15 protein-coding genes are annotated in these 15,205 nt (G+C 68.6%); 7 read left to right on the forward strand and 8 right to left on the reverse strand.

The window, feature by feature from the left end; translation table 11 throughout:
* The first annotated feature begins 47 nt into the window (after nucleotides 1-47).
* Nucleotides 48-905 (forward strand): alpha/beta fold hydrolase, encoded by an 858-nt coding sequence (locus tag P5P27_RS18210; protein WP_045540643.1) that lies wholly within the window; start codon nucleotides 48-50, stop codon nucleotides 903-905.
* A gap of 16 nt (nucleotides 906-921) precedes the next feature.
* On the opposite strand, the gene P5P27_RS18215 is transcribed toward P5P27_RS18210, so the two are convergent.
* From P5P27_RS18215 to P5P27_RS18235, 5 genes are read right to left on the reverse strand one after another with little or no spacing between them, the layout of a single operon-like run.
* Nucleotides 922-1,557, reverse strand: coding sequence for a TetR/AcrR family transcriptional regulator (locus P5P27_RS18215; RefSeq protein ID WP_006896828.1), 636 nt, complete (start codon nucleotides 1,555-1,557; stop codon nucleotides 922-924).
* The gene (locus tag P5P27_RS18220) at nucleotides 1,554-2,738 is read right to left on the reverse strand and encodes an NAD(P)/FAD-dependent oxidoreductase (RefSeq protein WP_278125403.1); all 1,185 of its coding nucleotides are present in this window, start codon (nucleotides 2,736-2,738) and stop codon (nucleotides 1,554-1,556) included. The genes P5P27_RS18215 and P5P27_RS18220 overlap by 4 nt, the downstream gene beginning before the upstream one ends.
* A complete protein-coding gene (locus P5P27_RS18225; RefSeq protein ID WP_006896830.1) occupies nucleotides 2,735-2,923 on the reverse strand; it encodes a rubredoxin in 189 nt (62 codons plus the stop codon). Before P5P27_RS18225 ends, P5P27_RS18220 begins: the two co-directional genes overlap by 4 nt.
* Before the next feature lies 1 nt (nucleotide 2,924).
* Nucleotides 2,925-3,092 (reverse strand): rubredoxin, encoded by a 168-nt coding sequence (locus P5P27_RS18230; protein ID WP_006896831.1) that lies wholly within the window; start codon nucleotides 3,090-3,092, stop codon nucleotides 2,925-2,927.
* Nucleotides 3,089-4,336, reverse strand: coding sequence for an alkane 1-monooxygenase (locus P5P27_RS18235; RefSeq protein WP_006896832.1), 1,248 nt, complete (start codon nucleotides 4,334-4,336; stop codon nucleotides 3,089-3,091). The genes P5P27_RS18230 and P5P27_RS18235 overlap by 4 nt, the downstream gene beginning before the upstream one ends.
* A gap of 132 nt (nucleotides 4,337-4,468) precedes the next feature.
* On the opposite strand from P5P27_RS18235, the gene P5P27_RS18240 reads away from it, so the two are divergent.
* From P5P27_RS18240 to P5P27_RS18250, 3 genes are read left to right on the forward strand one after another with little or no spacing between them, the layout of a single operon-like run.
* The gene (locus P5P27_RS18240; RefSeq protein WP_278125408.1) at nucleotides 4,469-5,311 is read left to right on the forward strand and encodes an SGNH/GDSL hydrolase family protein; all 843 of its coding nucleotides are present in this window, start codon (nucleotides 4,469-4,471) and stop codon (nucleotides 5,309-5,311) included.
* Nucleotides 5,312-5,335: 24 nt separating this feature from the next.
* Nucleotides 5,336-6,325, forward strand: coding sequence for an ATP-binding cassette domain-containing protein (locus P5P27_RS18245; protein ID WP_006896834.1), 990 nt, complete (start codon nucleotides 5,336-5,338; stop codon nucleotides 6,323-6,325).
* Nucleotides 6,322-7,155, forward strand: a complete 834-nt coding sequence (locus P5P27_RS18250) for an ABC transporter permease (RefSeq protein ID WP_062367266.1) — start codon at nucleotides 6,322-6,324, stop codon at nucleotides 7,153-7,155. Before P5P27_RS18245 ends, P5P27_RS18250 begins: the two co-directional genes overlap by 4 nt.
* 80 nt (nucleotides 7,156-7,235) lie before the next feature.
* Here the strand turns inward: P5P27_RS18250 and P5P27_RS18255 are convergent, their stop codons facing one another.
* Together P5P27_RS18255 and P5P27_RS18260 are read right to left on the reverse strand one after the other, a co-directional pair.
* On the reverse strand, nucleotides 7,236-9,434 hold the full coding sequence (locus P5P27_RS18255; RefSeq protein WP_006896836.1) for a 3-hydroxyacyl-CoA dehydrogenase NAD-binding domain-containing protein: 2,199 nt from the start codon (nucleotides 9,432-9,434) through the stop codon (nucleotides 7,236-7,238).
* A gap of 34 nt (nucleotides 9,435-9,468) precedes the next feature.
* Nucleotides 9,469-10,680, reverse strand: a complete 1,212-nt coding sequence (locus P5P27_RS18260) for an acetyl-CoA C-acetyltransferase (RefSeq protein ID WP_006896837.1) — start codon at nucleotides 10,678-10,680, stop codon at nucleotides 9,469-9,471.
* A 125-nt stretch (nucleotides 10,681-10,805) separates the two neighbouring features.
* Between P5P27_RS18260 and P5P27_RS18265 the strand changes: the two genes are divergently transcribed.
* The 3 genes from P5P27_RS18265 (at nucleotide 10,806) to P5P27_RS18275 (ending at nucleotide 13,681) form a co-directional block, all read left to right on the forward strand.
* Complete coding sequence (locus P5P27_RS18265; protein WP_278125413.1) at nucleotides 10,806-11,984, forward strand: TetR/AcrR family transcriptional regulator; 1,179 nt, start codon at nucleotides 10,806-10,808, stop codon at nucleotides 11,982-11,984.
* Complete coding sequence (locus tag P5P27_RS18270; RefSeq protein ID WP_062367265.1) at nucleotides 11,977-12,876, forward strand: adenylate/guanylate cyclase domain-containing protein; 900 nt, start codon at nucleotides 11,977-11,979, stop codon at nucleotides 12,874-12,876. The genes P5P27_RS18265 and P5P27_RS18270 overlap by 8 nt, the downstream gene beginning before the upstream one ends.
* A gap of 61 nt (nucleotides 12,877-12,937) precedes the next feature.
* A complete protein-coding gene (locus P5P27_RS18275) occupies nucleotides 12,938-13,681 on the forward strand; it encodes a substrate-binding domain-containing protein (protein WP_006896840.1) in 744 nt (247 codons plus the stop codon).
* 24 nt (nucleotides 13,682-13,705) lie between these two features.
* Here P5P27_RS18275 and P5P27_RS18280 read toward each other — a convergent pair whose 3' ends face one another.
* Nucleotides 13,706-14,977 carry an ROK family transcriptional regulator gene (locus P5P27_RS18280; protein ID WP_278125417.1) on the reverse strand — a complete coding sequence of 424 codons (1,272 nt, stop codon included), beginning with the start codon at nucleotides 14,975-14,977 and terminating at the stop codon, nucleotides 13,706-13,708.
* Nucleotides 14,978-15,205: the final 228 nt, after the last annotated feature.

Raw genomic sequence — 15,205 nt, forward strand, 5'->3', positions numbered from 1 at the left:
CCAGGATACGTCCAACCAGCAACTAGAACACGTTCTATTATGGCGGAATGGACGTGACCTACGAGGGAACCAGACGCGAGATCAGCACCGACGAGGGAGTAATCCGGTATCACGAGGCCGGTGAGCACAACGACGACGTGCTCATCCTGCTTCACGGATCCGGCCCCGGCGTCAACGGCTGGCGCAACTACCGCGGCAATCTCGGCTTCTTCGCCGAGACGCACCACTGCTACATCATCGAGTTCCCGGGGTTCGGCGTCTCCGATCCCGTCGACGGCCATCCCGTCCTGACCGCGGGCGCATCCGTCATCCGGTTCATGGACGCCCTCGGCATCGCCTCGGCGGCGATGATCGGCAATTCGATGGGCGGCGTCGTCGGCATCAACCTCGCGATCAAGTATCCGGACCGAGTAGAGAAGCTGATCACCATCGGCGGCGTGGGGCCGAACATCTTCAGCCCCAGCCCGTCGGAGGGGATCCGTCTGCTCCAGGAGTTCACCGACGCACCCGACCGCGACAAGTTGGTCCGGTGGCTCAACTCCATGGTCTACGACCGCGCGCTGGTGACCGACGACCTGATCGACGAGCGGTGGGCCGCCGCCAACGATCCGGCCGCACAGAAGACCGCCGCGATGATGTACGGGTCGAAGGCCTTCGAGATGATGCAGCAGTACCAGGCGAACGCCGACACTCCGCCCTACTGGGCGATGATGCACAAGGTGAAGTGCCCCACCCTGCTGACCTGGGGCCGCGACGACCGCGTCAGCCCGCCCGACATGTCGATGGCGCCGATGCGGCTGATCCCGGAAGCCGAACTGCACGTCTTCCCCCAGTGCGGCCACTGGGTGATGATCGAAGCCAAGGACGCCTTCGAGTCGACCGTTCGGGCCTTCCTGGCCCGCTGACGCCGGGCGCGGCGGCTCAGGACGCGCCGTCGCGCTCGGACGCGCGGGCCGCGATCACGGCCGGTGCGAGCACCGACGCGAGGTCGTCGGCGACGTCGCTGTCGGCGTCTGGGGCGGGCGGCATGGCCACGTAGCTCAGTGCCGTGCGCGCGATCATCCGCGCGATCCGGCCGGCCGTCTCCGCGTCGATGGCGATCCACGACTCCACGAGGATCACCTCGAGGCGGTCACTCGCCGCGGCGATGATCGGCGCGGCGTCGGTGGTGATCAGCTTCAGCAGGTCCGGTTTGGCCTCGCCCGACAGCAGCGACTGGATCATCGGGTCGTCGGCGGCACTGGCCAGGAAGCGGGCGAAACCCGATCGCAGCGCACCGGTCACGTCTCCGACGTTCGCGGCCACGGCCGCGCCGATCTCGCCGGTGAACTCGTCCGCCAAACGCAGCGCGTAGGCCTGCGACAGGCCGGCGCGGGAGGCGAACTCGTTGTACACGGTCTGCCTGCTGACACCGGCCTGCCGGGCGACGTCGGCCATCGTCACCCGAGCCCAGTCCTTCTCTCGCAGCAGAGTGCGGAGACCGTCCAGCAGCGTCGTACGCAGCAGCTGCTTGCTCGCGACCGCGAAGCTGGACGAGGACTGGGCTGGGGCACTCACACCTTCGAGACTAGCGCCGCCGCGATCTCCGAGCGGCACGCGCGGGCCGCCGCCGCCCGACCGATGGTGACCGCGCCCACCAGTTCTCCGTCGACCACCGTGCGGACGGTGGCGTCGGCGTCGTCGATGGAGCCGTCGAGCTCCACCTCGCTCTCCGCGGTGGGCCACCCCACCATCTGGACGTTGACTCCGTACTGCACGGTCCACGCCCGGGGCACCTCGACGAACGGTGCCGCCGGCTCGCCGCGCAGTCCGGCGAGCACCGACTGCGCGACCGCCCTGCCCTGATCGGTGGCGCCGAACCAGTGCTCGCCGCGAGCGGGCCGTCCGGTCCGCAGGTCCGGCGGTCCGGCGGCGTCACCCGCCGCGAACACGCCTGGAACCTCGGTGGCCAGCGTCGAGTCGACGACGATCCCGGCCGGGCCGGTCGGCACGCCGGCGGCAGCGGCCAGCGCCACTTCCGGCGAGGCGCCGATCGCCGCGACGACGGTGCCCGCCAGCTCGGCCCCGCCTGATAACTGCACCCGCTCGGAGGTCGCCGAATGCGCCGCAGACCCGAGGTGCAGTCGCACCCCGTTGCCCTCGTGGAGCCGCTGCAGGTAGTCGGAGACCACGGCGGGCATCACTCGCGACGCCACGCGCCCGCCCGCCTCCACGACCGTCGCCGACATGCCGTGAGCCGCGGCCGAGGCCGCCAGTTCCAGGCCGATCAGCCCGCCGCCGATCACGACGAGCCGCTGCGAGTCGTTCAGACCGTCGCGGATCGCGATCGCATCGTCGCGCGTGCGCAGGGCCGGCACGTCGGCGGCGAGCCATGACGGGCGGATCGGCCGGCCGCCGGTCGCCAGGACGAGGGCCCGGTAGTCGAGCCGGGTGCCGTTGTCGAGTGCGACCGTCCGCGCCGCGGTGTCGATCGCGGTGACGCTGACCCGCGTGCGGATGTCGATGCCGCGCGAGGCCCAGAAGTCGGGCTTCTGCAGGGCGATCCGGGACTCGGAGAGGTCCGCGCCGAGCAGATCCTTCGACAGCGCGGTCCGCCGGTACGGCGTGCCGGGCTCGGCGCCGATCAGCGTGACCGGTCCGTCGTACCCCTCGGCCCGCAGCGTCGCCGCCGCGGTGACGCCGGCGGTGCCGGCTCCCACCACGACGACGCCCGCATCGGATGCGGTCTGCCCGGTCATGGGCGGGCGACCTCGACCATCTCGAAGTCGGCCTTGGCCGCCCCGCAGTCGGGGCAGCTCCAGTCGTCCGGGATGTCGTCCCAGCGGGTGCCGGGGGCGATGCCGTCCTCCGGCCAGCCCTCGGCCTCGTCGTATTCGAAGCCGCACTGCATGCAACGGAAGAGTTTGTAGTCGGTGGTGCTCATGTCACTGTCCAATCAGTTCGAAATCGATCTTCTCGCGGACGCCGCAGTCAGGGCAGGCCCAGTCATCGGGGACGTCCGACCACGCGGTACCGGGCGGGAAGCCTTCGCGCGGAGCGCCTTCGGCTTCGTCGTAGACGTACTCGCACACTTCGCAGCGGTAGGCGCTCATGCCGATGCCTTTCCGTATCGGGCCTGGACCCTCCGTTCCTTGCCGGGCTGGATGTTGATCTTCGAGAGGTCGCCGTCGTAGTGCTCGAGCACCCGATGGTCCATGACTCCGCGCCACACCGGCGGGAAGTAGGTCAGCGCGATCATGCTGGCGTATCCGCTCGGGAGGTTCGGCGCACCGTCGAAACTCCGCAGCGTCTGGTACCGCCGCGTCGGATTGGCGTGGTGATCGCTGTGCCGCTGAAGGTGGTACAGGAATATGTTGGTGCAGATGTGGTCGCTGTTCCAGCTGTGTTCCGGCGTGCAGCGCTCGTAGCGGCCGCGCTCGTTCTTCTGCCGCAGCAGTCCGTAGTGTTCCAGGAAGTTCACCGATTCGAGCAGCGAGAAACCGTAGACGGCCTGCAGTGCCGCGAAGGGCAGGATCTGCCATCCGAAGATCGCGGTCAGCACGCCCCACAGCACGATCGACATCGCCCAGGCGTTCAGGACGTCGTTGCTCGGATGCAGGACCGGACGCCCGAGACGCTTGAGACGGGTCGCCTCCAGCTCCCACGCGGACTTGAGGCTGCCGAACACACTGCGCGGCAGGAATCGCCAGAAGCTCTCACCGAATCGGGAGGTGGCCGGGTCCTCCGGGGTCGCGACGCGGACGTGGTGGCCGCGATTGTGCTCGATGTAGAAGTGTCCGTAGCAGGTCTGCGCCAACGTCACCTTCGACAGCCAGCGCTCCAGCGAGACCTTCTTGTGTCCCATCTCGTGGGCGGTGTTGATGCCGATGCCGCCCATGACGCCGATCGACAGCGCCAGACCGATCTTGGAGACGAGCCCGAGGCCTCCGTCGACGCCGAGCCAGCTCAGGTCGTCAGCCGTCCACAGGTAGCAGGCCAGGACCACGCTCGCGAGCTGGAACGGAATGTACGCGTAGGTGCAGTACCGGTAGTACTTGTCGTTCTCCAGCTGCTCCATCAACTCGTCCGGCGGATTCTGGCCGTCCGGACCGAAGAAGATGTCGAGGATCGGCAGCAGCACGTACAGCAGCAGCGGGCCGATCCACCACCAGACGGGCGACACCGTCGACACCCAGCTCCAGCCGAGTGCGTCCGATGCCCAGTTGAACAGTGCCACCAGACCGGTGGCCATGAACACCGCGGTCGGCGGGACCAGGCCCAGCAACCACAGGTATCGCTTCTTGTCGCGCCATTCCACCACCTCGGCGGTGCTCCGGTCGATCGTCGGGTTCGCCATGTGTTCCTCCTCGTCCAGCGAACTAGTGACGTTGACATTAGATGTTGTTACGTACGATGTCTAGACATTCACAATAATTTTGTAAAGTCACCCAGGGCACCCCGCCTCCGTCGCCGGAATAAGATCGTCCGCATGCACTACTCACGGTTCGTCGCGATCGGCGACTCCCAGACCGAAGGAATGTGCGACGGCGACCCCGCGAGCGGCTACCGAGGCTGGGCCGACCGTCTGGCGGAGCACCTCGCCCGGCACAACCCCGACCTGCGGTACGCCAACCTCGCGGTCCGCGGCAAGAACACCCGGAACACCCGCGACGAGCAGCTGGAACCGGCCCTCGCGCTGGAGCCGGATCTGATCGCCGCACCACTCGGCATGAACGACGTGATCGGCCGGATCGATCTCGGCGAGGTGCACACCGACCTCGACTACATCTACCGGCGGCTGGCCGGTACCGGAGCCGACGTGGTGGTCTCGACCTTTCCCAACATCGCGGAGACCATCCCGTTCTCCGGCCGCATCGAAACGCGGCTCGCAGCGATCAACCAGATGATGCGCGACTTCGCCGACGCCTACGGCTTCGTCCTGGTGGACCTGCATGCGGCGCCGGTCCTCTCCGACCTCCGGTCGTGGTCGCCCGACCGCCTCCACGCCTCGCCCCTCGGCCACGACCGCTTCGCCGCCGGAGCCGCGCACGCGCTCGGTCTGCCCGACAGCTCACCCGATTGGGGACGGCCGCTGCCTCCGGCCGGCGATCCGAACCGGGTGCTGCGCACCCTCGGCGACGCGCGCTGGTTCGTCGAGTTCTTCACGCCGTGGATCATCCGCAAGGTCCGCGGACGCTCCCTCGGCGACGGCCGACTGCCGAAGCGGCCGGAACTGACGCCGGTCGCGCCTCCGGCCGCCGCGGCGGACGCACTCAGCATCCGCGTGGTCCCGAACGCGGACGTCGCCTCGGAAAACCCGATGGAGGCGTGAGGCATCTCGTCGTACGGTGATCGAGTGAACAGACGACTGACCGACTCGATCGCCGTCGAAGCCGTGGACCTGGTGAAGAAGTTCGGTGACTTCACCGCGGTCGACGGGATCAGCTTCGCCGTTCCCACCGGAACCGTTCTCGGCATGCTCGGGCCCAACGGCGCGGGCAAGACCACCACCGTCCGCATGATGACCACCTTGAGTGCACCCACCTCGGGCACCGCGCGCATCAACGGCTTCGACGTCCTCGACGAGCCGGACGGCGTCCGCCGCAGCATGGGCCTCACCGGCCAGGCCGCCACCGTCGACGAACTGCTCACCGGCCGGGAGAACATGCGCATGATCGGCGGGCTGTACGGTATCGGCCGCCGCGTGCTCAAGGAACGGACCGAGCAGCTCCTCGCACAGTTCTCGCTCACCGACGCGGGCGACAAGACCGTCCGCGAATACTCCGGCGGCATGCGCCGGCGCATCGACCTCGCGGTGAGCCTCCTGGCGTCACCGCCCGTGCTCTTCCTGGACGAACCGACCACCGGCCTCGACCCGCACAGCCGCAACGAGTTGTGGGAGGTGCTGCGCGGTCTCGTGGACGACGGAACCACCCTGGTGCTGACCACGCAGTATCTGGAAGAGGCCGATCAGCTCGCCGATCGGATCGTCGTGATCGACGCGGGCAAGATCATCGCCGAGGGCACCCCGCTCGAGCTCAAGCAGCAGGCCGGAGCGGCGAGTCTGGTGGCCACCGTCACCCATTCCGCCGACCTCGCGGCCGCGCAGGCACTGCTCGCGCCGATCTCCGACGACCTGTTCGTCGACCGGCACGCGCGCACCCTCACCCTGCCCGCGGGCGGCCTCGCGGACCTGACGCATGTCGCGCGGGTTCTCGACGACTCCGGCATCGCCATCGACGATCTCGGCCTGTCGCGGCCCAGCCTCGACGACGTATTCCTCAGCCTCACCGGACACCGCGCGGAGTCCGTTCCGGAGGCCGACTCCGAAGGAGCCGACGCATGAGCGCCCCCGCCCTCGACCGAACCATCGCGGCCCGGCCGCCGTCTCTCTGGCGTCAGACGTCGATCATGGTGCAGCGCAGCTTGATCCACACCAAGCGCATGCCGGAGATGCTGTCGGACGTCACCGTCCAGCCGATCATGTTCGTGGTGCTGTTCGCGTTCGTCTTCGGTCCCGCCATGCCGGTGCCGGGCGGCGGAAGCTATCGCGAGTACCTGCTGCCCGGCATCATGGGCCAGACCATCGTCTTCACCGCCTTCATCGTCTCCAACGGCATCACCGCGGACGTCGACAAGGGGATCGTCGACCGCTTCCGTTCTCTCCCCATCAACCGGACGTCGTATCTGCTCGGCCGGGCGATCGCGTCGCTGATGCACTCGTCGATCGGGATCGTGGTGATGGCGCTGACCGGCCTGGCGATCGGCTGGCGCATCCACACCTCGCTGCTCGAGGGGGTGCTGGGATTCGTCCTCGTCCTGGTGTTCGGTTTCGGGATGATCTGGTTCGGCATCCTCGTCGGGTCGTGGCTCAAGTCCGTCGAAGCCGTCAACGGCTTCATGTTCACCGTGCTGTTCCCGCTGACCTTCCTGTCGAACGCCTTCGTCCCCACCGCCCCCATGGCGACCTGGCTCCGCACCATCGCCGAGTGGAATCCGGTGTCCTCCCTGGTCCAGGCGATGCGTCAGCTGTGGGGGAACGGGCCGCACGCCACCGACGCCTCCGCGCTGCCGCTTCAGCACCCGATACTGGCGACCATCCTGTGGTCGGTCGCGCTGACCGCCGTCTTCGCACCCTTCGCGCTGCGCGCGTTCCGGCGCCGCACGGCGGACTGAGCGTATCTGCCGATACACGCCGAAAGCCCCGGTGAACGCCGGTTCACCGGGGCTTTCTCGCGTCGTGTGCCGCTAGCGCGTCACTTCTTGACGAGGTTCTCGTTCGTCAGCTTCTCGACGCCGGCGTCCGCCTTCTCGACGAGCGAGGCCGGCGGCTCGAAGTGGCTGCCGTACTTCGACGCCAGGTCGCGAGCGCGGTCGACGAAGCCCTTGAGGCCGCCCTCGTACTGGTTGATGTACTGCACCACGCCACCGGTCCACGCCGGGAAGCCGATGCCGAAGATCGAGCCGATGTTCGCGTCCTCGACGGAGGTGAGCACACCCTCGTCGAAGCACTTCACGGTCTCGAGGGCCTCGGCGAAGAGCATGCGCTCCTTCATGTCCTCGAGCGGGATCTCATTGGTGCCCGAGGCGAAGTTCTCGCGCACGCCCGGCCAGATGAGGCCGCGCTTGCCGTCGGCGTAGTCGTAGAAGCCCGCGCCGTCCTTCTTCGAGGTGCGGCCCAGGTCGACCATCTTGTCGATGACGGCGTACGAGCCGTGCGACGGGAACTCCTGACCCGCGGCCTTGGCTCCGGCCTCGGTCTCCTTGCGGATCTTCTGCATCAGGGTGAGCGTCAGCTCGTCCGACAGCTGCAGCGGCGGAGCCGGGTAGCCTGCCTGGCTGCCGGCCTGCTCGATGAACGCGGGCTCGATGCCCTCACCGACGGCCGCGATGGCCTCGTTGATGAAGGTACCGATGACGCGCGAGGTGAAGAAGCCGCGGCTGTCGTTGACGACGATCGGCGTCTTGCGGATCTGCAGGGTGTAGTCGATGACCTTGGCGAGGACCTCGTCCTTGGTCTTCTCACCGCAGATGATCTCCACCAGCGGCATCTTGTCGACGGGCGAGAAGAAGTGGATGCCGATGAAGTCCTCGGGACGGTTGACGCCCTCGGCCAGGATGGTGATCGGCAGGGTCGAGGTGTTGGAGCCGAGGACGGCGTCCGGCTCGACGATGTCCTGGATCTCCTGGAACACCTTGTTCTTGACCTCGACCGACTCGAACGCGGCCTCGATCACCAGGTCGACGCCCTTGAAGTCGGCGGCGTCCACGGTCGGGGTGATGCGGTCGAGCAGAGCCTTGCTCTTCTCCTCGGTGGTCTTGCCGCGCGAGAGAGCCTTCTCCTCGAGCTTCTCCGAGTAGCCCTTGCCGCGCTTGGCCGCCTCGATGTCGATGTCCTTGAGGACCACCTCGATGCCGGCCTTGGCCGAGACGTAGGCGATCGCCGCGCCCATCATGCCCGCACCGATGACGCCGACCTTCTTGGCCTGGTACTTGTCGAAGCCCTTCGGCCGCGAACCGCCGCCGTTGATGTGCTGGAGGTCGAAGAAGAACGCCTTGATCATGTTCTGCGCCACCTGGCCGGTGACCAGCGACACGAAGTAGCGGGTCTCGACCAGATCGGCGGTGTCGACGTCGACGTACGCGCCCTCGATGGCAGCGGCCAGGATGGCGCGCGGAGCCGGCATGTTGGCGCCCTTGATCTGCTTGCGCAGGAGAGCCGGGAACGCCGGCAGGTTGGCGGCCACCGACGGGTTCGTCGGAGCGCCACCGGGCATCTTGTAGCCCTTGACGTCGAACGGCTGCTGGGCCTCCGGGTTGGCGGCGATCCAGGCCTTGGCGGCGGGGATCAGTTCCTCGACCGAGCCGACGACCTCGTTGACCAGGCCGATCTCCTTGGCCTTGGCCGGCTTCAGACGCGGGCCCTGGAGCAGAACGCCCATGAGCGCCTGCTGGAAGCCGAGCAGGCGCACGGTGCGGACCACGCCGCCGCCGCCCGGGAGCAGACCGAGAGTCACCTCGGGCAGGCCGAGCTGGTTGCCCTTCACGTCCGCGGCGACGCGGTAGTGGCAGTGCAGCGCGATCTCCAGGCCACCGCCGAGTGCGGCGCCGTTGATAGCGGCGACGACCGGCTTGCCGAGGGTCTCCAGGCGACGCAGCACGGCCTTCATGGCGTTGGTGCGCTCGGTGATCTCGGTGGCGATCTCCTCCTTGGACTTGTCGCCGCGTCCCGCGGTCATGTCCTTGAGGTCGCCGCCGGCGAAGAAGGTCTTCTTCGCCGAGGTCAGGACGACACCGGTGATGTCGTCCTTCTCCGCCTCCAGGCGATCGACGGTCGCCGCCATCGACTCCATGTAGAGGTCGTTCATGGTGTTGGCGCCCTGGTTCGGGTCGTCCATGGTGAGGATGACGACGCCGTCGGCGTCCTTCTCCCACGTGATCATGTTCGCAGTCATGAGATGAGTCTTTTTCCTTCTAGTTCCGGGGCGATCAGAGACGCTCGATGACGGTCGCGACGCCCATGCCGCCGCCGATGCAGAGGGTGACCAGGCCGTAGCGGCCGCCGACGCGCTCGAGCTCGTCGAGGGTGCTGCCCATGATCATCGCGCCGGTGGCGCCGAGCGGGTGGCCGAGCGCGATGGCGCCGCCGTTGATGTTGACCTTCTCGTGCGGAACCTTGAGGTCCTTCATCCACTTCATGACGACCGACGCGAACGCCTCGTTGAGCTCGAAGACGTCGATGTCGTCGACGGTCAGGCCGGCGCGCTTGAGCGCGAGCTCGGTGGCCGGGGTGGGACCGGTGAGCATGATCGACGGCTCGCTGCCGACCTCGCCGTACGACACGATGCGGGCGCGCGGGGTGAGGCCGTTGCGCTTGCCCGCCTCCTCCGAACCGACCAGGACCAGACCCGAGCCGTCGACGATGCCGGAGCTGTTGCCGCCGGTGTGGACGTGGTTGACCTGCTCGACGTTCGGGTACTTCTGCATCACGACGTCGTCGAATCCGGCCATGGCCGCCAGGCCCGCGAACGCCGGCTTCAGCTTGCCGAGGCTCTCGACGGTGGTGCCGGGACGGCGGTGCTCGTCGTTGTCGAGCAGCGTGACGCCGTTGATGTCCTTGACGGGGATGATCGACTTCGCGAAGCGGCCCTCGTCCCATGCCTGGGCGGCGCGACGCTGCGACTCGGCGGCGTAGGCGTCGACGTCCTCACGCGAGAAGCCCTCGATGGTGGCGATCAGGTCGGCGCCGATGCCCTGCGGAGCGATGTAGTTGTCGTACGCGGTGGCGGGGTCCATGAAGAGCGCACCGCCGTCGCTGCCCATCGGCACACGCGACATCGACTCCACGCCGCCGGCCAGGACCAGATCGTCGAAGCCCGAGCGGACCTTGGCCGCGGCCAGGTTCACGGCCTCCAGGCCCGAGGCGCAGAAGCGGTTGATCTGGGTGCCCGGAACGCTCTCGCCGAGACCCGAGGTGAGGGCGGCGGTACGCGCGATGACCGCACCCTGCTCCCCGACCGGCGACACGACGCCGAGGACCACGTCGTTGATGTCCTTCGGATCGAGATCGCTGTGGCGGGTCAGCAGTCCGTCGATCAGACCCGAGACCAGGTCGATCGGCTTGACGCTGTGCAGCGAGCCTCCGCGCTGCTTGCCACGGGGCGTACGGACCGCCTCGTAGATGAATGCTTCGTCGGACACAGGTGTTCCTTTCACACGAACCGAGAATGGTTTCCCTCGTAGGCTAACCCGCAATAACGTATTTGGCTATACCCAGTGGTCAAGTGGTTCATATACAGCCATCCATCGGCTATGGTCGGTTCATCATGACAACCACCAAGGCGACCCGGCGCACGCGGTCGACGGATCGGCGCCGCCAGCTCATCGATGCAGCGACAGTGCTGTTCGCCGAGCGCGGCTACCCGCATGTGTCGGTCACCGACATCGCCCGCCGGGCGGGCGTGAGCGCGCCGACGGTGTACCGGCACTTCGCCGACAAGCAGGCGCTCCTGCTGGCGGCGGTCCAGACCCGCGTCGACGAGCTCGAGGAGAGCACCGCGGGCGCCGACCTCGCGAGCAGCGACCATCCGGCCGACGCCCTCGCCGCCAGCGTCACCGAGCTGAGCATCTCCAACCCGCATGCCACGTCGCTGTGGCGCTGGTCGGGACAGCACCTGTCGGCCGACGAGAACGCCGATGTGGTCCGCCGCACCCGCGCCGTGCTCCGACAGTGGGCCTCGGCCATCCGCGCCGACAGACCCGAGCTCACCGAACGCGAGTCGATGTATCTGGCCGGCGCCGTGCTCAGCGTGGTCGGCAGCGGCGCCGGGCGTGCCGTTCGCAGCGGTGCGCACGAGATGGAGGAGATGGTCCTCGCACTGGTCCGCCAGACCATCCGGCTCACGCCGAGCCACGCCGTCCCCCTGCGCCAGACCGCCGGGCCGGGCGACGACGCCCCCACCCGCCGCGACGAGATCCTCGACGCCGCCGCCCGCCTGTTCGCCGAGAACGGCTTCGCCGGAACGGGAATGGACGAGATCGGCGCGGCGGTCGGAATCACCGGGCCGAGCGTCTACAAGCACTTCCCGTCGAAGCTGGCGATCCTCGTCGGGATCAGCCAGCGCAGCGCCATGCGACTGGAGGCCGGCGTGATGGCCGCGTACGCGATCACACCCGATCCGGCGGGGCGGCTGAACGCACTGGTCGACCACTACGTCGACGCCGTCACCTCCTCTCCCGACCTGCTCGTCGGCTTCGTCAGCTCCTATGTCCTCGCGGGCGAACCGCAGGCCGCCGAACTGCTGGCGGTGCAGCGCCGCTACGTGGCACGCTGGGTGCAGCTGCTCACCGGCATCGACGCCGACCGGCCGCCCGGATCGGCGGTCCTGGCTGTGCATGCAGCGCTGGCGATCGTCAACGACGCGGTCCGGCTGCCGCGCAGCACGCCGCGCCCCGAGTTCGCCGCCCGCATGGCCTACCTCATGAAAGGTGTGATGGGTGTCTGACCCTCCGCTCGAGTACTCGCGGGACGAACTGATCACCGCCCTGCGGCTCGATCCGGAGTACGCGCAGCGGTTCTGGAACGCCTTCGGTTTCGCCCGCGGCGAGGGCGGCTCGGGTCAGCGCTTCTCCGAGGAGGACCTGGCCGCGCTCGGCGTCTTCGCCGGCAACGATCAGGCCATGGACTCCACCGCCCAACTCGCCGCGGCGCGGGCGATCGGACAGGCCACCGCGCGACTGGCGCAGTGGCAGGCCGAGGAGATCACTCGGTTGGCGGCCGACCCCACCGTCGACGCCACGGCCGAGGAGATGGTTGAGGCGCTCGCACGAGTGCAGGATCTCGTCTGGCGGCGGCATCTGGCGGTGGGACTCACCGACGCCGGCCGGGCAGCCGAGCACACCGAGGTGGTCGTCGGATTCGCCGACATCGTCGGCTACACCTCACTGTCCCGGCGTCTCGGGATGGCCGAACTCGAGACGCTGCTGGAGACCTTCGAGTCCGCGGCGCACACGATCATCACCGACCACGGTGGTCATATCGTGAAGACGATCGGCGACGCGGTGCTGTTCACCGTCATCGACGCCGGCGCGGCCGCGGAGATCGCCGTCGAACTGCACCGTCTCAGCACCGACGGCGAGTTGCCGAGCCTGCGCATCGGCATGGCCCGCGGCGACGTGCTGATGCGGATGGGCGATGTCTTCGGCGAGCCGGTGAACATCGCCTCCCGGCTGGCGAGCGCGGCGCGGTCGGGCACCACATTGATCGACGAGGCCCTCGCCACCGCACTCCGCGACAACGCCGCGACACACGTCGGGCCGATCCCGTCGCTCTCGGTACGCGGCTACCGCAAGCTGCGCGCGTACAAGCTCGTGCGCGACCGCAACTGGACGGCGTGAGGCGGCCGGATGGGCCGGGTGCGCCGGACCGCCGGCACCGCACCTTCTAAGGTCTGAAGGCATGAGGACCAGGAGTTCCACCCCGCGCCGCAGCGCACTGGCGGGGGCCGCCGCGCTCCTGCTCACGGGCGTGACGACCGCATGCTCGCCAGGCACGGAGGACTCCTCCATCACGGTGTCGGCTCCGTCGTCGCTGCAGGCCGTGATGGCGGCGATCGCGACCGAGTTCGAGGAACAGCACCCCGGCGCCCGGGTCACCGTCGCCGGCCCCTCGGCTGCGTCGGCCGATGTCATCGCGACCGACGACGAGGCGTCGATGGACAGGCTCGGCCGGCGGGTGATCGGCCCCCGGCGCTTCGCCTCCAACTCGCTGGTCATCGTGGTTCCGCCGGGAAACCCCGGCCATGTCACGGGGTTCGCCGACCTCGCGCGCTCCGGTCTCCGGGTGGCGGTGTGCTCCGACCGGTTGCCGTGCGGTGCGGCCGTGGTGGACGTCGAACGGATCGAGTCGGCCGCGCTCACCGATCCGATCCACGTCGACTCCGGCGAGGCCGCGGTCGCGTACGTGGCGTCCGGGCGCGCCGACGCCGCTCTCGCCTACCAGACGCAGGCTCGCCCCGGCCTCGGCGTGAGCGTCTCCACGGTGGACGATCCGGTGTTCGCCAAGGCGATCAACAGATATCCGATCGCCGTCGTCCGGTCCAGTGACGACAAGTCGCTGGCCGAAGACTTCGTGAAGACGGTCATCGGTCCCACCGGCGGCGAAGTCCTCTCCCGTGAGGGCTTCGGTCCGCCGTCCGGGTAGGCCGCGCGCCGCGGCGTCGTGTGGCTACGCGGTGTACGACAGTGCGTCGAGCGGGTCGGCGTAGATCGCGTCGAGTGCGACCGCACCCGCCGCCTTCTGCTGCACCGTGATGGCCGAACGTGCCACGCGGACGTCGCGCTGGGTGATGACCGTGGTGGCGCGCAGCGCCTTGCTCACGGCCGGCAGCGCCTCCGGGTAGTCGGTGAAGGCCTGTCCGCCGAGGATGACGTGGTCGGGATTGAAGATGTCCGAGATCAGCGCCACCGTGCGGCCGAGCACCTCGCCGCGTTCGGTCAGGACGTCGTTGGCGACCGTGTTCCCGGTCCGTGCCAGCGTCCGCAGCTCGTCGAGGGAATCGACCTCGAGTCCGGCTCGCTGGGCCGCGTAGAGGATGCCCGAATCGCTGACCGTCGGCTCGAGGCGTCCGGTGCGGTCGGGATCGAGCAGGGTGGTCGGACCGGTCGGGAAGTGCCCGATGGTGGGCGGGCCTGCGGCCGGCGTGTGCACGGCACCGTCGACGCTGAACGCGATGCCCACCATTTCGCGAGCGTAGAAGTAGAGGAAGTTCTGGCTCTGGTCGGCGGGATTGACGACCTGTTCGGCTGCGGCCATGGCCTCGACGTGCGATGCGACCGATACCGGCAGTCCGAGCGACTCGGCGATCAGCCTGCCGACCGGGACGCCCTCCCAGCCCAGACGGGGATGGTCGACGAAGCCGCCGTCGGCCACGCGACCACCGATGGCCACGCCGGCCCACAACAGGCGCTTGCCCACCCAGCGGTCGGCGAACCGGCGGGCGCTGGCACCGATCTGAGCTACGACCGCGTCGGGGTCCTCGGCCTGGGGAGTGGGAATCGCGATCGCACCGGCCACCCGATGCTGGAGATCGTGGGTCGTGATCGAGGTGACCTTGTAACCGATGTGGATGCCGACCGTGAGGTATCCGTCGGTGTTGATCTCGAACGGAACTCGCGGACGCCCGACCGCACCGGGCGGGGTCAGATCGGCGCGCTCACGGATGAGGCCGGCCTTGAGCAATGCGCTCACCTGACGGTTGACGGTGGAGATGGACAGCCCCGTCAGGGCGGCGGCGTCGTCGCGGAACACCGGTCCGGACACCCGCGCCGTGCGCAGCACCAGCGCGGCGGCCTTGGTGGAGAGTTGCAGCTTCGCCGTGGTGACGTGCGGGGCGGACGGTTTCGCAACGGGTCGGGAGGCGGCGCCCGCGACGGGGCGAACCACGACGCCGACGGGAGCGGATTTCGACAGGATCGGACGGTCGAGAGCAGAAGTCATGTTTCTTTGGAGTCCTGTTGCCTGGGCGGACCGGCAGAGGCGGTCACGCCGCGAGTGGTCTCGCGCAGATCAGCGCGAGGCGGAGCTGGGTCAGCGCATTCGGCAACAACAAAGGACCCGGGCCAGCGGCAGACGGCATCCGAGAGCGGTGGTCACATACGTGACCTCCCCGATCGCGGCGAGCTGACTGGTCATGATCGCCAAAAGTAGCAAGCACCCTGTCCGCGT

It is taken from the genome of Gordonia sihwensis, assembly GCF_029632925.1.
In the GTDB taxonomy this organism is placed as follows: domain Bacteria; phylum Actinomycetota; class Actinomycetes; order Mycobacteriales; family Mycobacteriaceae; genus Gordonia; species Gordonia sihwensis.

Excerpts from the sequence above, each read along its gene's own strand:
- P5P27_RS18210 (WP_045540643.1), top strand. The coding sequence starts at position 48 with ATGGACGTGACCTACGAGGGAACCAGACGCGAGATCAGCACCGACGAG.
- P5P27_RS18220 (WP_278125403.1), bottom strand. The coding sequence starts at position 2,738 with ATGACCGGGCAGACCGCATCCGATGCGGGCGTCGTCGTGGTGGGAGCC.
- P5P27_RS18225 (WP_006896830.1), bottom strand. The coding sequence starts at position 2,923 with ATGAGCACCACCGACTACAAACTCTTCCGTTGCATGCAGTGCGGCTTC.
- P5P27_RS18230 (WP_006896831.1), bottom strand. The coding sequence starts at position 3,092 with ATGAGCGCCTACCGCTGCGAAGTGTGCGAGTACGTCTACGACGAAGCC.
- P5P27_RS18235 (WP_006896832.1), bottom strand. The coding sequence starts at position 4,336 with ATGGCGAACCCGACGATCGACCGGAGCACCGCCGAGGTGGTGGAATGG.
- P5P27_RS18240 (WP_278125408.1), top strand. The coding sequence starts at position 4,469 with ATGCACTACTCACGGTTCGTCGCGATCGGCGACTCCCAGACCGAAGGA.
- P5P27_RS18250 (WP_062367266.1), top strand. The coding sequence starts at position 6,322 with ATGAGCGCCCCCGCCCTCGACCGAACCATCGCGGCCCGGCCGCCGTCT.
- P5P27_RS18255 (WP_006896836.1), bottom strand. The coding sequence starts at position 9,434 with ATGACTGCGAACATGATCACGTGGGAGAAGGACGCCGACGGCGTCGTC.
- P5P27_RS18265 (WP_278125413.1), top strand. The coding sequence starts at position 10,806 with ATGACAACCACCAAGGCGACCCGGCGCACGCGGTCGACGGATCGGCGC.
- P5P27_RS18275 (WP_006896840.1), top strand. The coding sequence starts at position 12,938 with ATGAGGACCAGGAGTTCCACCCCGCGCCGCAGCGCACTGGCGGGGGCC.
- P5P27_RS18280 (WP_278125417.1), bottom strand. The coding sequence starts at position 14,977 with ATGACTTCTGCTCTCGACCGTCCGATCCTGTCGAAATCCGCTCCCGTC.